The 17,059-nt window shown below is 67.2% G+C and carries 14 protein-coding genes; 8 read left to right on the forward strand and 6 right to left on the reverse strand.

Features of this window, described 5'->3' with window-relative positions; genetic code table 11:
- Positions 1-11: 11 nt before the first annotated feature.
- From lnt to NCW75_09170, 4 genes are all read right to left on the reverse strand, one after another.
- Positions 12-1,778, reverse strand: a complete 1,767-nt coding sequence (lnt, locus tag NCW75_09155; GenBank protein ID UYV11467.1) for an apolipoprotein N-acyltransferase — start codon at positions 1,776-1,778, stop codon at positions 12-14.
- The gene (gene accD / locus NCW75_09160) at positions 1,775-2,629 is read right to left on the reverse strand and encodes an acetyl-CoA carboxylase, carboxyltransferase subunit beta (protein ID UYV11468.1); all 855 of its coding nucleotides are present in this window, start codon (positions 2,627-2,629) and stop codon (positions 1,775-1,777) included. The genes lnt and accD overlap by 4 nt, the downstream gene beginning before the upstream one ends.
- An 82-nt stretch (positions 2,630-2,711) precedes the next feature.
- Positions 2,712-3,320, reverse strand: coding sequence for a histidine phosphatase family protein (locus NCW75_09165; GenBank protein ID UYV11469.1), 609 nt, complete (start codon positions 3,318-3,320; stop codon positions 2,712-2,714).
- A 228-nt stretch (positions 3,321-3,548) separates the two neighbouring features.
- The gene (locus NCW75_09170; protein UYV11470.1) at positions 3,549-4,256 is read right to left on the reverse strand and encodes a ribulose-phosphate 3-epimerase; all 708 of its coding nucleotides are present in this window, start codon (positions 4,254-4,256) and stop codon (positions 3,549-3,551) included.
- 82 nt (positions 4,257-4,338) lie between these two features.
- Between NCW75_09170 and NCW75_09175 the strand changes: the two genes are divergently transcribed.
- From NCW75_09175 to NCW75_09195, 5 genes are read left to right on the forward strand one after another with little or no spacing between them, the layout of a single operon-like run.
- The gene (locus NCW75_09175) at positions 4,339-5,775 is read left to right on the forward strand and encodes a UDPGP type 1 family protein (GenBank protein ID UYV11471.1); all 1,437 of its coding nucleotides are present in this window, start codon (positions 4,339-4,341) and stop codon (positions 5,773-5,775) included.
- Positions 5,775-6,611 carry an alpha/beta fold hydrolase gene (locus NCW75_09180; protein UYV11472.1) on the forward strand — a complete coding sequence of 279 codons (837 nt, stop codon included), beginning with the start codon at positions 5,775-5,777 and terminating at the stop codon, positions 6,609-6,611. Before NCW75_09175 ends, NCW75_09180 begins: the two co-directional genes overlap by 1 nt.
- Before the next feature lie 53 nt (positions 6,612-6,664).
- The gene (locus tag NCW75_09185) at positions 6,665-8,056 is read left to right on the forward strand and encodes an MFS transporter (protein UYV11473.1); all 1,392 of its coding nucleotides are present in this window, start codon (positions 6,665-6,667) and stop codon (positions 8,054-8,056) included.
- 60 nt (positions 8,057-8,116) lie between these two features.
- On the forward strand, positions 8,117-11,350 hold the full coding sequence (locus NCW75_09190) for an amidohydrolase family protein (GenBank protein ID UYV11474.1): 3,234 nt from the start codon (positions 8,117-8,119) through the stop codon (positions 11,348-11,350).
- Positions 11,350-12,696 carry an amidohydrolase family protein gene (locus tag NCW75_09195; GenBank protein ID UYV11475.1) on the forward strand — a complete coding sequence of 449 codons (1,347 nt, stop codon included), beginning with the start codon at positions 11,350-11,352 and terminating at the stop codon, positions 12,694-12,696. Before NCW75_09190 ends, NCW75_09195 begins: the two co-directional genes overlap by 1 nt.
- Here NCW75_09195 and NCW75_09200 read toward each other — a convergent pair whose 3' ends face one another.
- The gene (locus NCW75_09200; GenBank protein ID UYV11476.1) at positions 12,697-13,281 is read right to left on the reverse strand and encodes a hypothetical protein; all 585 of its coding nucleotides are present in this window, start codon (positions 13,279-13,281) and stop codon (positions 12,697-12,699) included.
- A gap of 19 nt (positions 13,282-13,300) precedes the next feature.
- On the opposite strand from NCW75_09200, the gene NCW75_09205 reads away from it, so the two are divergent.
- Positions 13,301-14,677, forward strand: coding sequence for an aminotransferase class V-fold PLP-dependent enzyme (locus NCW75_09205; GenBank protein ID UYV11477.1), 1,377 nt, complete (start codon positions 13,301-13,303; stop codon positions 14,675-14,677).
- A gap of 23 nt (positions 14,678-14,700) precedes the next feature.
- Positions 14,701-15,213: a cysteine dioxygenase family protein gene (locus tag NCW75_09210; protein UYV11478.1), complete on the forward strand. Its 513-nt coding sequence runs from the start codon at positions 14,701-14,703 to the stop codon at positions 15,211-15,213.
- 71 nt (positions 15,214-15,284) lie between these two features.
- On the opposite strand, the gene NCW75_09215 is transcribed toward NCW75_09210, so the two are convergent.
- A complete protein-coding gene (locus tag NCW75_09215) occupies positions 15,285-15,974 on the reverse strand; it encodes a hypothetical protein (protein ID UYV11479.1) in 690 nt (229 codons plus the stop codon).
- A 163-nt stretch (positions 15,975-16,137) separates the two neighbouring features.
- On the opposite strand from NCW75_09215, the gene NCW75_09220 reads away from it, so the two are divergent.
- Positions 16,138-16,944, forward strand: a complete 807-nt coding sequence (locus NCW75_09220; GenBank protein UYV11480.1) for a PEP-CTERM sorting domain-containing protein — start codon at positions 16,138-16,140, stop codon at positions 16,942-16,944.
- The last annotated feature ends 115 nt before the right edge of the window (positions 16,945-17,059 follow it).

Raw genomic sequence — 17,059 nt, forward strand, 5'->3', positions numbered from 1 at the left:
TGTTCACCCGGTCAGGCCGGCCGCCGGCCCGAGCCCAACCCCCGCACCAGCACCACCAGCCCCGCAAAGAACACCAGCCACGGCGTCAGATGCCCCAGCCTCGAGAATGGCGTGGCCTTGGTCGTCCGGCCCGGCACGTCCCCTACGACCACCTGGGGCGTACGCGTGGCGAACTCCTGGCCGGCCGTGGTCACCGCGTGATCGCCCGGCCCTTCCGGGTGGGTCGTCTGCGTGGTCGCGATGCGGCCTTGCGAATCGATGATGGTCGAGATGCCGGTGTTGGCGGCCCGCACGATGGGCACCCCGTTCTCGAGCGCCCGCCAGCGGGCGAGCTTGAGGTGCATGGCCCGACCGGAATCACTCGTCGAGAACCAGCCGTCGTTGGTGAGATTGACCAGCGCATCAACGCGATCGCCCCCGCCGCGCGCCAATCGGCGGCTCACTCCGGCGTAGGCCACCTCGAAGCAGATGGGCGTGCCCACACGGATCTCGCCGCCGTCCACCAGCGGCACGTCAAACCACAACGGCCGCCTGCCCGCGTCCAGATCAAAGCTCATGCCGCCCGCGCCGATTGCCAGCAGTTGCCTTTCGAGCCACTCCCACCGCGATACCAGCGGCAGCACCTCGCCGAAGATGGTGAGCTTCAGCTTGTCGTACCGAACGGCCGAGAGCTGGCCGCCGACGAAGAGGTGGGCGCTGTTGTACAGCCCGGCCTGGTCCTGGGTCACCTCGCCATCGGGCGTGCTCGAGAGCCGCAGCCCATCAATGCCGGCGGCACCGACGATCATCGGCACGCCAATGTCCTGCTGCAGCAAGGCCGCCTCGTCGGCGAAGATCGTCGCGGGTAGTTGTTCCAACCCTGGGATCTCGGTGGCGTACACCAGCCCGAACCGGCGCATCTCTTCGAGCGCCTGGGGGCTGATGGGCGGGCCGGGCAGCATGGTTTCCGGCCACACCACGAAGTCCGCCGTGCCGCGCGCCGTTTCGGTCATGCCGGCGAATGTCTCGTAGAGCCGCACCTGGTCGCCCATCGACCACGACAGGCGGTTGTCCTGGGGCACGTTGGTCTGGATGATGGCGGCGCGAGCGCCGGTCGGCTGGCCGGCCGGTGGCGCGAGCAGGCCGAGCAGGCCCAACGCCAGCCAGGGAACAACGACCACCGCGCCCCTGCGCCACACGTCGTCCCGTGAATGGGCGAGCAGCACGAGCCCCGCGGCGCTCATCGCGATCGCCAATCCCACGCCATACGCCCCCAGCACGGCGCCGCTCTTGAACACGTATGGCGCATCGATCAGCGGGTGGCCAATCAGCAGCCATGCGTACCCGCCGAAGAGGACGCTGCCGCGGAAGACCTCGACGAACGACCAGGTGATCGCGAGGGCGAACGCCGTAGCCGCCAGCCCGCCGCGCCCGCGGACGGCGATGGCCGCGAGCAGCACGAACAGCCCGGCGTACGAGCCTTGCAGCAGCATGCCCGGGAAAAAGCCCACGGGCGAGACCTTGAAGATCCAGGCGTGGGTGATGACCCACAGGGGCAACGACCCGACCCATGCCCCAGCCGCCGCGCGCCACACGGCCCGGCGGCCGGATCTCGACACGAACAGGGCCATCGCCATGAGCGGAACCGGCGCGAGCAGCGCCAGGGGCCACCACGCAATGGGCTCGCTCGCGAGCAACCCCAGGATGGCGTACGCCATTCCGGCAGCCACGCCGAACAGGGCCCAGTGCAACCACTTCGATGGGCGCACCAGGGACGCGTTGCGGGTCTGGGGACTCACAGGCCGGCGTAATCGATGAGGCGTGCGAGTTCGTTCCGCAGTTCGGCGCGGTGCACGATCTTGTCGATCAGCCCGTGGTCGAGGCAGAACTCCGACCGCTGGAAGCCCTCGGGCAGCTCCTGCCGGATCGTCTGGCGAATCACGCGTGGGCCGGCGAAGCCGATCAGGGCCTTGGGCTCGGCCACGATCACGTCGCCAAGCATCGCGAACGAGGCGGTCACGCCGCCCGTGGTCGGATCGGCCAGCACGCTGATGAACAGCCCCCCGGCCCGGTCATGGCGCGCCAGGGCGGCGCTGCTCTTGGCCATCTGCATCAGGCTCAGCGTGCTCTCTTGCATGCGAGCCCCGCCCGAGCAGCTCACGACGATGACCGGCAATTTGCGCTCGGTGGCAAGCTCGATCGACCGCGTGACGGTCTCGCCCACCACGCTGCCCATCGAGCCCATCATGAACCCCAGGTCGAGCGAGCACAGCACCGCCTGGCGGCCCTTGATGAAACCGACCCCGGCGACGACCGCGTCGGGGCGGCCCGTGCGCTTCTGCTCGGCCTGCAACCGGCCGGCATAGGGCTTGAGGTCCTCGAACTTCAACGGGTCTTCGGGGCGCAGGTCCTCGAACATCGCCTCGAAGCTGCCCTGGTCGGCGAGCTGGTTGATGCGCTCGCCCGCCTGGATGCGGTAGTGGTGCCCGCACTCAGGGCAAACGTGGAGGTTGGCCTCCATCTGCTTGCGGTAGATGAGCTGCTCGCAGCCGGGGCAGCGCAGCCACAGGCCCTCGGGCACCTGGCTGCGTCGCTCGGGCCGGATGTCCGACCAGCTACGCGGTGACTTGGCGGTCGTGGATGCTGCCATGGACCGATTGTTGGCCATCGGGACCCCTGGGATTCAGTTTTTGTTTTCGGACGTTGCTGGTGCCTGCCGCTGAGCCCGCCAATTAGACGGCCTTGGCCGGCACGATCTCGTCGCGCCTCACCCGCATGGGCACGAGCTTGGGCCCCACTGCCGCGGCGTCCCAGCCGTCGACGAGGTCCAGGCCCTGGAGGCGGTTGCGGAGCACGTGAAAGGCCATCGGCCGGAGCACCACGGCCACATGCCGGCCCTTGCCATTGAGCTTGTCGAGCCCCTTCGCGAGTGCGTTCAGCAGCCGCGTCTCGGCGTCGGCGAAGGACTCGCCCTCGGGTGAGACCACCGAGGTGGGGTCTTCCTTCCACTGCTTGAAGGCTGCGGGGAACCGCTCGACGAGTTGCTCCATCCGCTGGCCTTCCCAGAGGCCAAGGTCGATCTCGCGGAGGTCGTCGATGGTGCGGACCTTCTTGTCGGCTAGCTTGCCGATGTGATGGGCGGTCTGGGTCGAAGCCTCGTCGGGGCTGGTCAGGATTCCGGTGATGGCGGACAGGTCGTGATCCCGCAGGGCCGCGGTGAGTTCCTCGCCCCAGGCCTTGCACGCGGGCAGGTCGCAGTCGCCGCCCAAGCGGGCGGTCTCGTCCCACTCGGTCCGGGAGCCCCGGACCAGCAGCAGTTCAACTTCGGATGGCGTAGCCATGCATTCCTCGCAACGCCGGTGGACGGGATCGGGCACCAGCCCTCCCCGCCCGCCGATTGGTCCCGGTCGCAACAACCGGAACGCAAACTGTACCGGGTCAATACGCCCGGCTCGGCATGAAAGCATCGCATTCCTGGCGAATCCTGATCGCGGAAAGCGCTACCTACGACCGGATAACCGTCGGTGGTCCCGTTTTGATCCCTATGGACCGCCCATTTCGCCACATACTCAGCCACGCATTCGGGTGATCACCGACGCTCGCTCGTTCGGGGAAACCTTGAACACAGCCGAGGCCGCAGCGAGGACGTCCGCCCCGGCCTCGAGCAAATCTGGGGCTTGCCTGGGCCCCACGCCGCCGTCGACCTCGATGCGGGTCTCGGGCACGACCCGGCGGACGTGCCGGATCTTGTCGAGGGCGGCGGGGTCGAAGGCCTGGCCGGCGAAACCGGCCCGGATGGCCATGACCAGCACCAGATCGACATGGGGCAGTAAGGCGTCCGCCTTCTCGATGGGCGTGGGGCCGTCGATGGCGATGCCGACGGACATGCCCAAACCTCGGACCTTGTCGAACAGGGCCCTCGCATCGTCGCCATCGAGTGCCTCGATGTGGAAGGTCAGGTGGCCGGCACCGGCCTGGGCGAAGGGCTCCGCGAAGAGATCGGGCCGCTCGATCATGAGGTGGACGTCGAAGAAGGCGTCGGGCAGGTCGGCCTTGAGCGAGGCCAGCATGTCGACGCCCAGGGCCAGATTGGGCACGAGGTGGCCGTCCATCACGTCGTAGTGCAGAAGGTCGCCGCCGGCATCAAGGGCGCTGCGGCACTCCTCGCCGAGCTTCGCGTAGTTGGCCGCCAGGATGGAGGGGGCCACCAGGGGCAGGCGAACGGGATGGGTGATGGGGTTGGTCAGGGCCGTCTCCGACTGGGCTTGGGTTGGCATGGCGGGATCGTAAACCCCTCGCGGGGCTCTACCATCGCGGGCTGACTCGTTTTACCGCCTTCGAGAGAGGATGACCAGCTTCATGACGACCTCCCAAGCCGCCGTGGGCACGCTCGATGACATTGCGCCGGCCGTCAAGGCCTCCGGGCAGGGGCATCTATTGTCGTTCGCCGATTCGCTGTCTGCCCAGGAAAAGGCCTCCTTTGCGCGCGAGTTGGCGGCGGTCGACTGGCCGACGATCCCCAGCGTCATTAAGCGGTTCCGCAAGGCTGGCGCGGCCGAGTCGTACGGCGAGTTCGAGCCGCCGGTGGTGTGCTGCGTCAAAGGCACGGCGGGCGACCACTCGATTGATGGTGATGCTGCGCGGGATGCTGGCTTGGAGATGATCAAGGGTGGCAAGGTTGCCGCGCTCACGGTGGCCGGCGGGCAGGGCACGCGGCTGGGGTTCGACGGCCCTAAGGGCACGCTGCCGATCGGGCCGACGAGCGGGCGGACGCTGTTCGAGGTGTTCGCCGACCAGATCAGGGCCGCCGGCGATTGGGCGCGGCGGCCGATCCCGTGGCTGATCATGACCAGCCCGCAGAATCATGGGCAGACTCTGGCGTTCTTCGAGGAACGGGAGTGGCTTGGGCTCGATCGCGAGCAGTTGCGGTTCTTCCAGCAGGGGGTGATGCCGAGTTTCTGCCCGGAAACGGGACGCCTGCTGCTGGCGGGTAAGGGGCACCTGGCGACGAACCCGGACGGGCATGGCGGCGTCGTTCGCGCGTTGTCGAAGAGCGGCGAGCTCGATCGCCTGGAGGGCGAGGGCGTGGAGCACCTGAGCTACTTCCAGGTCGACAACCCGCTGGTGCCGCCATTGGACCCCGTGTTTTTGGGCGCGCACGCTGGTGCGGGCGGCGCGGCCAGCTCGGGGCAGTTCTCGAGCAAGATGGTGGCGAAGGCGGCGGCCTCGGAGAAGGTTGGCGTGTTCGCGCGGTGCGATGGGAAGACGCGGGTGGTCGAGTATTCGGACATGCCCGAGGCGCTCTCGAACGCGACGGACGACACTGGGAAGTTGAAATTCGAGGCCGGATCGGTGGCGATCCATGCGGCCTCGGTGGCGTTCTTGCGATCGATCGACGAAGCGGGCGAAGCGGCATTGCCGTTCCACCGGGCGTTCAAGAAGGTGCCGCATGTGGACGTGATGAAGGGCACGCTGATGGAGCCGGGCGAGCCCAACGCCGTCAAGCTGGAGCGGTTTGTGTTCGATGCGATCCCGGTTGCCGACCAATCGCTGGTGCTGCGCGTCGCACGCGAGCGTGAGTTTGCGCCCACGAAGAACCCGACGGGTGTCGATAGCGTTGAGAGCGCGCGGCACATGCAGAGCCAGCGGGCCGAGGCGTGGCTGCAAGAGCGCGGGTTTAAGGTGCCGGCGGGCTGCACGCTCGAGCTCTCGGGCGCGGCGGCTTGGGCCGATGTCGCCGGTCTGGAGTACACCCCCACCGCGACCCCCGAGGCCGGGCAGGGCGTGGTGCTCTGATGGCCGGCTCGTACCCCGGGGCCGCCCTGAAGCTGGCGAGCGCGCTCGAGGAGCGCACGAAACGCGAGACGCTGGCGGGGGCTATACCCGCGCTCATCGCACACCCCGACTGGGAGACGCCCGCGCCGCTGGTGCTGTGGATGCACGGACGGACGAGCCGCAAGGAGATCGATTCGGGGCGGTACCTGCGGCTGATCCGGGCTGGCATAGCCGTGTGCGCGATCGACCTGCCGGGGCATGGGGATCGGGCTGACGAATCGCTCCAGACCGCCAGCGGCACGGTGGAGGTGCTCACGCGGGCGCTGCCCGAGGTGGATGTTGCGATCGAGGCGCTGCTGCAGGGGCCGCATGCGTCGGTATTCGATGGCAAACGCCTCGGCATCGGCGGCATCTCGGCGGGCGGCATGGTGGCACTGCGGCGGCTGTGCGAGCCGCACGGATTCTCGTGCGCGGCGGTCGAAGCGACGACTGGGTGGCTTGAGGGGTTGTACTTCCCAGAGGACGGTGGCCCGCATCGCTGGCCCGTGGACCACGCACGCGAAGCCGTCGAAGCGATCGACCCGATGGCGCACCTGGATGGGTTCGAGCCGTTGCCGTTGATGGCGATGCATAGCGAGGCGGACGAATTGGTGCCGTTCTCGGTGCAAGCGAAGTTCATCGAGAGGTTGCTTGAGCATTACGAGGCCAGAGGTGACAGGCCGGGCATGATCGAACTGGTGACGTGGCCAGAAACCGGCGCTCCGCAGGAGCATCTCGGGTTCGGGCGTCACGCGCATGAGGCCAAGAACATGCAGGTCGACTTCTTCAAGACGCACCTGGTGGGCGCGGGCAAGTGAGGCTTAATCCGTTCCATGGCCTGCCCAACCCCAGGGAGGTGTGGGCGTGGGGCATGTTTGACTTCGCCAACCAGAGCTTCACGCTGCTGATCATCACGCTGCTGTTCAGCCTGTACGTCACGCGGGTGGTCGTGCCGCAGCCGGTGCTCGATCCGGCGGTCGAGGAACAGATCAAACTCATCAACGACAACAAGCTGGCCAAGGCCGACGCATCGCAGGACGTGCAGGACGCGTACGACAAGGTCGAAGCGGCCCAGGCCAAGGGCAAGTTCGTGTGGTCGATCTTGCAAGGCTCGTCGCTGCTGGTCGTGGTAGCGATCAGCCCGTTCATCGGGGCGTGGGGCGATATCCGCGGCAAACGCAAGCTGATCCTGATGTCCACGGGCATCGCGTGCGGCGTGCTGACGTGCATGCTGGGGTTTGTCGGGCCGGGCATGGTGATCCTGGCGGCGGCGCTTTACATCCCGGCGAATATCTGCTATCAGGTGGGCGAAAACTTTTTGGCGTCGTTCCTACCGGACGTGTCGAGTCGGCGGACCATTGGGCGGGTCAGTGCCATCGGCTGGACGATGGGCTATATCGGCGCGCTGCTGCTGCTGGTTATCGTCGTCACGCTCATGCTGCTGTTCGGGCTCAAGGACGCCGCCCACTGGCGGGTGTTCTTCGTGTTCGCGGGCGTGTGGTTCTTGCTGGGCATCATCGCGCCGGGGGTGATCCTGCGGCGCGACCAGCGGCCGGCGGTCGAGTCGCTCGACCCGCTGCGCGAGGCGGTACGGCGTGTGCGGAAGTCGCTGGCCGGGGCTGCGGAGTTTGGCGAGTTGCGGCAGTTCCTGGTCGCGTTCCTGGTATATGGGTTCGGCGTGCAGACGTTCATCGCGTTCGCGGCGATCATCGCGGGCGATTTTGGGTTTACCGACGTGCTGCTGGTGGCGTTTACGGCGCAGCTCACGGTGACGGCAGGTGTCGCGGCAGTGGTGACCAGCACGTTCCAGGATCGCGTGGGCGCGAAGGTGACCGTGCTGGTGTACCTTGGCGTGTGGGTGGCCAGTTGCCTGGCGATGGTGGCGATGAGCATCGTCTGGCCGCACGGCGGGCCGCAGTGGCCCGTGTGGGTGGTGGGCAACGGGCTGGGCTTCGGGCTGGGCGGCATCGGGACGGCCTCGCGGTCGATGGTGGGCCGATTGACGCCGAGCCACCGGACGGCGGAGTTCTTCGGGCTCTGGGGCATGGTGTACAAGTTCGCCGGGGCGATTGGCGTGCTGGGGTTCGGGGCTGTTGCCCGGTTTGCGGGCGAGACAGCCTCGCTGCTGCTGCTGGCGGGGTTCTTCGCCGGCGGGCTGCTGCTGGTGCTGCGGGTGGGCGAGACGAAGGGTGTTCGGCAAGCCCGGAAGGCAGAGCGGAGGCTTGCGCGTGAGTTGGCCGTGGCACCGCTAAGCACGAGTTAGCGGGCGTTAGTCGGGAAATCGTGCAGACCCTGGCGTGGGTCGTCTTGCTATGCTGGCGGCATGAACAGATCCCTGCGTTCTGCCGTTCGTCGCTTGGTTTTGGTCGGCGTGGCCCTGGTGGCCGGCACTTCGGCCCTGGCCCAGCCTTCCAGCCAGTCCACCAGCGACTCGCCGCTCGCGGACCGGCCCAATGGTCCGAGGCATGCCCAGCCGGATCGCTTCGCGGTCGTTGGCGGCATGATCCATGCCAAGCCGGGCGAGGATGCGTTCGAGGGCACGGTGTACATCGAGCATGGGCGGATCACGCTGGTGGATCGCGCGGGCGGCGAGCCGCCGGCGGGGTTCGCGATCATCGACGCGAGCGGGCTGCACGTGTATCCGGGATTTGTCGAGGCGTACTACGAGGTCGACACGCCGTCGCCCGGCACGCCAGGGTCTCCGGGCGTGCATTGGAGCTCGCTGGTGACGCCGCAGCGTTCGGCGTTGGATGCCGAGTGGCTGGATTCGGGCTCGCGTGAGGGGCTTCGAAAGCTGGGCTTCGGTGCGGTTGGCATCTCGCCGGGCAGCGGCATCCTTCGCGGGTCGAACGCGGTGATCTCGCTCTCGGAGCCCGAGGGCGACGCGAGCGGGCATCGGCCGATGGTGCTGCGGGACAACGTCGGGCAGGTGCTCGCCTTCGAGAGCAGCGGTTGGGGGAGTCGAGCCTATCCGACGAGCCAGATGGGCTCGATCGCGCTCGTTCGGCAGACACTGCTCGATGCGCGGTGGCAGGCGGATCAAGATGGCACGACGCCCAACGCGTTGACCCCGCTCGAAGACGGTGACGTGGCATTGTGGTTCGATGTGCCGGGTGAGCTTGAGGCGCTGCGGGGCATCTCGATGGCGCGGGAGTTCGACCGATCCGTTGTGATCGTGGGCAGTGGTACCGAGTATCAGCGGCTGGATGCGTTCAAGCAAGACGCCGAGGATGGCGAGCTGACGCTGGTCGTGCCGCTGCGGTTCCCCAAGGCCCCGCGTGTGAAGTCGCTGGCCGACACCGAGGCGATCGACCTGAACACGCTGATGGAGTGGGAGCAGGCCCCGACAAATCCACGGCGGTTGCAGGAGGCTGGCTTGGACATCGTGCTGACCAGCAGCAAAGTTCCGAGCGGCATCGGCGGGCGGGGGGGCTTCTATAAGCTGCTGCGCAAGGCGATCGAGCACGGGCTGAGCGAAGGTGACGCGCTGGCGGCGCTCACGACGCGGCCGGCTGAGTTGCTGGGCGTCTCGGACCATGTCGGCACGATCGAGCCCGACAAGCTGGGCAACCTCATCGTGGCGACCGAGCCGATCTTCGACGAGAAGAGCAAGATCCTCGACGTGTGGGTCGAGGGCAAGCGGTACGAGATCAACCAGCCGAAGGCCGAGAGCCTTGAGGGCACGTGGGAACTGACCCTGGCGGGGCAATTCCGGCTGGACCTGACCATCGACGACAAGGGCAAGGGCACGATCACCGACCCGGCCTTCGAAGCGGTCGAGCCGGCCGAGGGTGAAGAGGCGGAAGGAGCTGCCGAGGGCGAGGAGCCGCCCAGCGCGAAGGCCACGGTGGAGCGGTCACTGGACACGCTGACGGTGCTGTTCGACCACGAGCCGTTCGGCATGGAGGGTGTCTTCACGCTGACCGGCACGGTGAGCGGCGACGAGATCGTCGGCGCGGGTGCGCGGCCCGATGGCGTGGCGTTCGAGTTTGCGGGCCAACGCCTGGAACGTGACGAGGCCGAAGAAGCCGACGACGACAAGAAGAACGAGGACAACGACGAACAGCTCCCGCCCGAAGATCTGGGTGGGTATCCGTTTGGCGCGTACTCGGTGGCCGAGATTCCCGAGCAGGGCGGCGTGGTCATCACGAACGCGACGATCTGGACGGCGAGCGATCGTGGCATCATCGAGAATGGGTGGATCGCGTTCAGCGGCGGCAAGATCGATGCGATCGGGCAAGGGATGGTGCCGAATCGCCGGGGCGCGACGGTGATCGACGCCAGGGGCAAGCACGTGACCCCGGGCTTGATCGATGCCCACAGCCACACCGGCACCTGGACCGCGGGCACCAACGAGAGCGGGCAGGCCGTGACCGCCGAGGTGCGCATGGGCGACACGACCGACCCCAACCCGGTGAACTGGTACCGCCAGCTCGCCGGCGGGGTGACAACGGTCAACACGCTGCACGGCTCGGCCAACCCCATCGGCGGGCAGAACGTGATCCAGAAGGTCCGCTGGGGTGCGGTGCATCCGACCGACATGCACCTGGAGGGTGCCAAGCCCGGCATCAAGTTCGCCCTGGGCGAGAACGTGAAGCAGAGCAACTGGGGCAGCAACTTCACCGGCCGCTACCCGCAGACGCGCATGGGCGTGGAGACGCTGATCCGCGATCGGTTCGTGGCCGCAAGGGAGTATGCCGACAACGGCATGAAGACCGAGAACGGCCGCACGGACACCGAGCTCGAGGCGCTGGCCGAGATCCTCGCCGGCGATCGGCTGATCCACTGCCACAGCTACCGGCAGGACGAGATCCTGATGCTGTGCCGCGTGGCCGAGGAGTTCGGCTTCAAGATCGGCACATTCCAGCACGGCTTGGAGTGCTACAAGGTGGCCGAGGCGGTGAAGGAGAACGCGATCGGCGCGAGCATCTTCACCGACTGGTGGGCGTACAAGGTGGAGGTGCAGGACGCGATCCCGTACGCCGGGCCGATCCTGCACGAGGCGGGCGTGAACGTGAGCTTCAACAGCGACAGCGACGAACTCGCACGTCGCATGAACGTGGAGGCGGCTAAGGCCGTGAAGTACGGCGGGCTCACTCCCGGAGAGGCCATCAAGTTCGTCACGATCAACCCGGCGATCCAGCTCGCGATCGAGGAACGGGTTGGTTCATTGGAAGCGGGCAAGGATGCGGACGTCGTGATCTGGAGCGGTGATCCGCTGTCGACCATGAGCCGGGCCGAGCGGGTGTTCGTGGATGGGCGCGAGTACTTCAGTCTCGAACGGGACAGGGCCCACCGCGAGCGCATCGCCAGCGAGCGTGAGCGGCTGATCCAGAAGCTCATGCGTGAGCAGGCCAAGCTGCCCGAGAAGAAGGACGACCCAGAAGACACTGACGAGGGTGACGACACCGAGGAAGCCGACGATCCAGGCCGTCGCGGTGTGTACGCGTGGTTCTATGGGCACGACGGCCAGGAAGGCGCAGGCGCGAGCATGTGCGGCACCTGCGGCGTGATGCCGGCCGAGTATGTTGAGATGATGGAACAGGAGGCCCGCTGATGCGACGCGCTATTGCAACCCTGACGATGCTCGCGCTGGCCGCCACGGCCGCCGCCCAAGACCTGACGCCGCGCGGCGAGGTGCCCGACCACCCCATCGCCATCACCGGCGCGACCATCCACACGATGGTCGAGGGTGAGGATCCGATCGAGGACGGCTGGATCCTGCTCCAGGACGGCACCATCACCGGCGTGGGCTCGGGCGACCGCATGTTCATTGCGACGACGCGGATCATCGACGGCTCGGGCAAGCACGTGTACCCCGGCATGATCGCCGCCAGCACGCGACTGGGGCTCACCGAGATCGGCTCGGTGCGGGCGATGCGTGACTACAGCGAGACCGGCAGCGTGAAGCCCGAGGTGCGGGCGGTCGTTGCCATCAATCCCGATTCGACCCTGCTGCCCGTCGCGCGGAGTAACGGGATCCTGCTCGTCGGCAGCTTCCCCACGGGTGGGCTCGTGAGCGGGCAGGCGGGCGTGATCAAGCTCGACGGCTGGACGTGGGAGGACATGACCGCCAACGCCAACGCGGGCATCGTCCTCAACTGGCCGAGCGTGCGCGATCGCTACCGCTCATTCGGCGGCGGGCAGACCTTGTCGGAGGACGACGTGCGTCGCCGGCTGGACACGGTCGACGAACTCTTCGACACGGCCGAGGCGTATCGCGACGCGAAGGATGCCGACCCCAATACGCCCGTTGATCTTCGGTTGGAAGCGATGCAGAGCGTGCTTCCAGGGGCCGAAGATCAGAAGCCGCTCATCATCAACGCCGACAGCGTGGAGCGGATCCAGAGTGCCGTGACATGGGCGGCGGGGCGTGACCTGAAGGTCATCATCATGGGCGGCCGCGATGCGCCGCTGCTGGCCGAATTGCTCAAGAAGCACGACGTGGCGGTGATTGTCCGGGGTGTGCATAGCTTCCCCCGCCGCAACGACAGCGACTACGACGAGGCGTTTACGCTGCCGGCCAGGCTCGAAGCCGCGGGTGTGCGGTGGTGCCTGTCGCCGGGCAATGTTGACGAGAACGTGCGAAACCTGCCGTACGAGGCGGCGATGGCCGTGGCGTACGGGCGTGATATGGGCTTCGACGAGGCCGACGCGATGGCGTCGATCACCCGCGACGCGGCCCAGATCATGGGCATCGGCGACGACTACGGCACCCTGGAGGTGGGCAAGAGCGCCACGCTGTTGCTGACCGATGGCACCCCGCTGGAGATGACCACGACGATCGAGGCGGCGTTCATCGACGGGGCCCGGGTCGACCTGAGCAACAAGCAGACGGTGCTGCGCGACCGCTACCGCGAGAAGTACCGCCGGCAGGGCATCATCGAGGATGACGGGAAGTAATCAACCCGGTGCCAGCACGAAGTCGTTGCTGGCGACCACGTCCTCGCCCCCGGCCATGGTGGCCTGGTAGACCACACGGACGGTGAGGCGGCCCGCAAAGCTGCGGTAGGCCACGTTGCCGTCGGCCTTGGCCGCTTCGAGTTCTTCGAGTGCTCGGGGCAGCCACTCGGGCATCGCCTCCTGGGGCACCTCAAGCACGTAGGTGCGGGTGACGTGGTCGTAGTGGCTGCGGTTGGTCTCCAAGTCGTTGAGGTTGATCTCTTCCCACGCCACGGGCTCGATTCGGTCGCCGTCGACCTCGCCCGCGGCGAACAGCTGCACTTGCACGCGGCCGAGCCCCTTCACCTGGTCGTCCCAGGCGTCGAGGAAGAAGAAGTGGACCCGCAGCCTCCACTCGCCCTCGCGGGTGGTGGCCGCCCGCGTGAGGGGATGCACCAGCACGCGGTTGGGCACGAATGGATAGTCGGGGGGGGTCTCGGCCCAGAGCCCGTCTGTCCAAGACCGCTCGTTGTCGGCGCAGCCCGACAGACCCGCCGCCAGGAGGAGAGAAACAGCCACACCGCTGACAAGACCACGCACGTTCACTGCCCAACGATACCCGCGCATGCCTACCCAAGCCCCCAAGACCAGCCCCCCATCGCCCGGCCTCCTCGCTCGGCATTGGATCCACGAACCGGGGATCACCTTCCTCAACCACGGCTCGTTCGGTGGGTGTCCCCAGGCGGTGCTCGAGACGCAGGCCGCGTGGCGGGCCAGGCTCGAGGGCGAGCCGGTGCGGTTCTTTGCCGAGGACCTGTTCGGGTTGATCGATTGGGCCCGGGCCAACGTGGCGCGGTTCATCGGCTGCGATGCCGACGGTTTGGTCTTCGTGCCCAACGCTACGACCGGCGCGGCGACGGCGATCCACAGCCTGATCGCCAGCGGCCAGGCGGAGGCGGGCGACGAGGTGCTGCTGACCGATCACGAGTACATGGCCTGCGCGAACAACCTCAGGCATATGGCCAAAGCGGCGGGGCTCGGCGTAGTGACGGCCACGCTGCCCTTCCCCAATCCGACGCCCCAGGGTGTGATCGAGGCGGTGCTGGGCGCGGTCACGCCGCGAACAAAGATCGCGCTGCTCAGCCACATCACCAGCGCGAGCGCGATGGTGCTGCCGGCCAAGGAACTCGTGGAAGCACTCGAGGGCCGGGGCGTGCGGGTCGTGCTCGACGGCGCGCACGCGCCGGGGCATATCGACCTTGATGTCGGCACACTGAGGCCGAGCTATTACACAGCCAACCTGCACAAGTGGGTGTGCTCGCCAAAGGGCTCGGCGGTGCTGTGGGTCCACCCGGATCAGCGGGAGCGGTGCCGCCCGCTGGTTCTTTCGAACATGGCAAACAATCCCCAGCCGGGCCGCCCGCACCTGCACACCGAGTTCGATTACGTCGGGACGAACGACCCAACGGCGATACTCGTTGTGCCCGCCGCGCTGCGGATCATGGCGGCTATCACTCGCGGCGAGCTACCCAAGCGGTTCGCGGCCGAGGCGTTCGACACGAGCGGTGATTCCGAAACACTCGATGCGTCGTGGGCGGACATCCGATCTCGGAATACCTCGATGGCCTTCGACGCCCAGCGGTTGCTCAGCCGTGAACTGGGTACGACGGCCCCTGTGCCCGAAGACATGACCGCGTGCATCGCTATGGTGTCGCTGCCCGGTGTCGATGCGGATACGTGGGATCGGCTCTCAGAGCGGCCAACCAAGCATAATGACGCGCTCCAGGACGCCCTGATCGCCAACTGGGGCATCCAGGTTCCGGTCACCCTGCCCCCCACCGCTGAGCGGCAAGGAGTGCCATTACGGTGTGTGCGGCTTTCCGCCCAGCTCTACAACAGCCCCGAGCAGTACTCATATCTTGCGGAGGCGCTCAAGGCCGAATTGGCCGTCGAAGTCGGCGACGGGCAAAAACGCCCGTATACTGCTCGTGCGACCCTATGACGACGCCCATAACAACCTGTGAGGTGCCCCCGAAGCTCGCCGAACTGGTGGGTTACCTGTCCGCGCTCGACGCGCGGGCGGACTTGGGCGAGCTCGAACGCGAGTTGCAAACGCTCGATATCACCCGCCATGATATCTCGCCGGCGTGCGTCTTCGGCACGAGGGGATATCGGCGCAACACGATCGCGCGGGGCGAGTGGTTCGAGTTGCTGGCCTTGTGCTGGCGCAGCGGCGATTGCACTCCCATCCACGACCACGAGGGCTCGAGCTGTGCGTTCAAGGTCATCGAGGGCCAGGGTACCGAGATCCGATACGAGCCCACGGCCTGCGGCATGGTGTGCCCCACTGGTCGTCGCATGCTCGAGCCGGGCACCGTGTGTGCGGCCGAGGACGACGACATCCATCAGGTCGCCAACATGCAGGCCAAGGGCGTCGACCTGATCACGCTGCACATCTACTCGCCACCCATCAAGCAGATGGGCACGTACGACTTCGCATCGGGCGAGCGCACCGACGCGAGCCCCGACACGGACTGAACCCGGACCGCACTCTCAACCAAGGCTGAGGCGGCGATCCGAAAACCCTCTTTGGGACCACCGGCCTGGGATCACCGGGCCGCGGTCATTTCGGCCGTCGCCGACCAACCCAGCGCCTCGAGCGCACCGCACCAGCGATCGCGGCACGCGTTCGCACGATCGGCGAGCACCGCGTCCTTGGTCCGCTTCCCGGTGGTCGCCTCCCACCACCAAGCCCGCCAGATGGGCACGTCCAGGTCGAGGGCCATCTCGGCCACCTGCGTGTCGCTCAGATCCATCAGCGGGGTCTGCACCTCGAACACGCCCACGCCATGCTCGGCCGCGTCGAGGGTGACCAACCGCGACACAAGCAGAGCGCGGTCGAGTTCTCGGGCCAGGCCGTCGACGCCGGGCAGCTCGTCGGCGTCCCGGGTCTTCTCGGGATCGAACGTTTCGGCCTGCCACGGGCAGACCAGCGTGGTGTAGCCGTTCGAGATCGCGTGGTAGACCGCTTCGGATAGATAGCGGGTGCGGCGGTGTCCGGTGCTGAGCGAGGCCGGAGCAACTGCTGGGAAGTCGAGGCACTCGGCGGCCTGGGCGTCGGCCATCGCACGAATGCGGGAATTGATGCCTTCGGCGCTGCTCTGGGTCACTGGTCCCGATAACACGCCGCTGGCACCGAGGCCACCAAGGGCATCCTGGGCCAGGCTCAGGGCCACCATGCCGGGCAGGTCACCGTCGCACAGCACGAGGGGCTTCTTCGAGGAATTTGGGTGGGCCATGCCCTGATTATCGGCAGGCCAGGGCGACCGTGCCGAGTGCTGGCTTTTGATCGAACGGGTGTCCACCACGATCGCGAGTCTTTTTTTGGGATTTGCTGGTCAATTGCCAGTCTTGGGGCATGTTGTCTTCGAGTCTCTGTGAGAAGAGAGCGGGAGATAGACTATGAAGACACCGAGCATTATCCTTACGCTTGCGACCGGACTGGCCCTATCGGCCACCCAGACGGCGCTGGCGCAGTACGACGCGGGCGATGCCTGGCACCGTGCCAGCGATTGGGCCCCCGGCGTGATCCCCGGCAGCACCTCCGGCAACCCCGGCCCCGGCTTTGACGGCGTTGGCGTGTGGCAGTACGAGTACTCACAAGGTGGCGGCGGCCTGAGCAGCGACACCCCGTGGTACGCCCAGGAGACCACGCTGCTGAGCTGGGACAACAACTGGTGGGGACACGGAACCGGCGTGTGGAGCAAGGGCAACGACGATAACCCGCCCATCCGTCAAGGCAAGATGACCCACAACCTCGTGGGGAGCTATTACGACGAGGCTCCGATCGTTCGCTGGATGATGCCCGACGGCACGCCGGAGCTCAACCTCAACATCAGCGGCGAGTTCGACGTGCTCTGGACCGGCCACGAGCTGCGCGGCACCGACATCGACGTTGAGTTGGTGATCGCCCGTGAGACCGTTGACGGCCAGTACGACGTGCTCTTCAGCGACGTGCTGAGCAAGCCCACCGCTGGCACGAGTGTTGGCGACAGCGCGACCTCGGCAGTCGACCTGAGCGGCATCACCCTCCTCGAGGGCGAGTCGCTGGTTATGTCTGGCCGTGGCGTCTCGAGCGTCGGCTGGACCGAGGGCCGCTGGATCGGCATCAGCGACGACCTGACCATCAGCGTGGCTCCGGTGCCCGCGCCGGCCTCGCTGGCTCTGCTCGGCCTGGGCGGCTTCGCCGCCGCTCGTCGCCGCCGCTAAGCCCGATCGGCCCCTCTCACCAGGTGCCAACCAGACCCACCAAAAACCCCGGGCTGGATTCGTCCAGAACGGGGTTTTCCTCTGCGCGGAGAGCATCCCGGCCGTCGCGGCGAGT

Source organism: Phycisphaera sp., from assembly GCA_025916675.1.
Classification (GTDB): domain Bacteria; phylum Planctomycetota; class Phycisphaerae; order Phycisphaerales; family UBA1924; genus JAHCJI01.

Excerpts from the sequence above, each read along its gene's own strand:
- accD (UYV11468.1), bottom strand. The coding sequence starts at position 2,629 with ATGGCAGCATCCACGACCGCCAAGTCACCGCGTAGCTGGTCGGACATC.
- NCW75_09165 (UYV11469.1), bottom strand. The coding sequence starts at position 3,320 with ATGGCTACGCCATCCGAAGTTGAACTGCTGCTGGTCCGGGGCTCCCGG.
- NCW75_09170 (UYV11470.1), bottom strand. The coding sequence starts at position 4,256 with ATGCCAACCCAAGCCCAGTCGGAGACGGCCCTGACCAACCCCATCACC.
- NCW75_09175 (UYV11471.1), top strand. The coding sequence starts at position 4,339 with ATGACGACCTCCCAAGCCGCCGTGGGCACGCTCGATGACATTGCGCCG.
- NCW75_09180 (UYV11472.1), top strand. The coding sequence starts at position 5,775 with ATGGCCGGCTCGTACCCCGGGGCCGCCCTGAAGCTGGCGAGCGCGCTC.
- NCW75_09185 (UYV11473.1), top strand. The coding sequence starts at position 6,665 with ATGTTTGACTTCGCCAACCAGAGCTTCACGCTGCTGATCATCACGCTG.
- NCW75_09190 (UYV11474.1), top strand. The coding sequence starts at position 8,117 with ATGAACAGATCCCTGCGTTCTGCCGTTCGTCGCTTGGTTTTGGTCGGC.
- NCW75_09195 (UYV11475.1), top strand. The coding sequence starts at position 11,350 with ATGCGACGCGCTATTGCAACCCTGACGATGCTCGCGCTGGCCGCCACG.
- NCW75_09205 (UYV11477.1), top strand. The coding sequence starts at position 13,301 with ATGCCTACCCAAGCCCCCAAGACCAGCCCCCCATCGCCCGGCCTCCTC.
- NCW75_09215 (UYV11479.1), bottom strand. The coding sequence starts at position 15,974 with ATGGCCCACCCAAATTCCTCGAAGAAGCCCCTCGTGCTGTGCGACGGT.
- NCW75_09220 (UYV11480.1), top strand. The coding sequence starts at position 16,138 with ATGAAGACACCGAGCATTATCCTTACGCTTGCGACCGGACTGGCCCTA.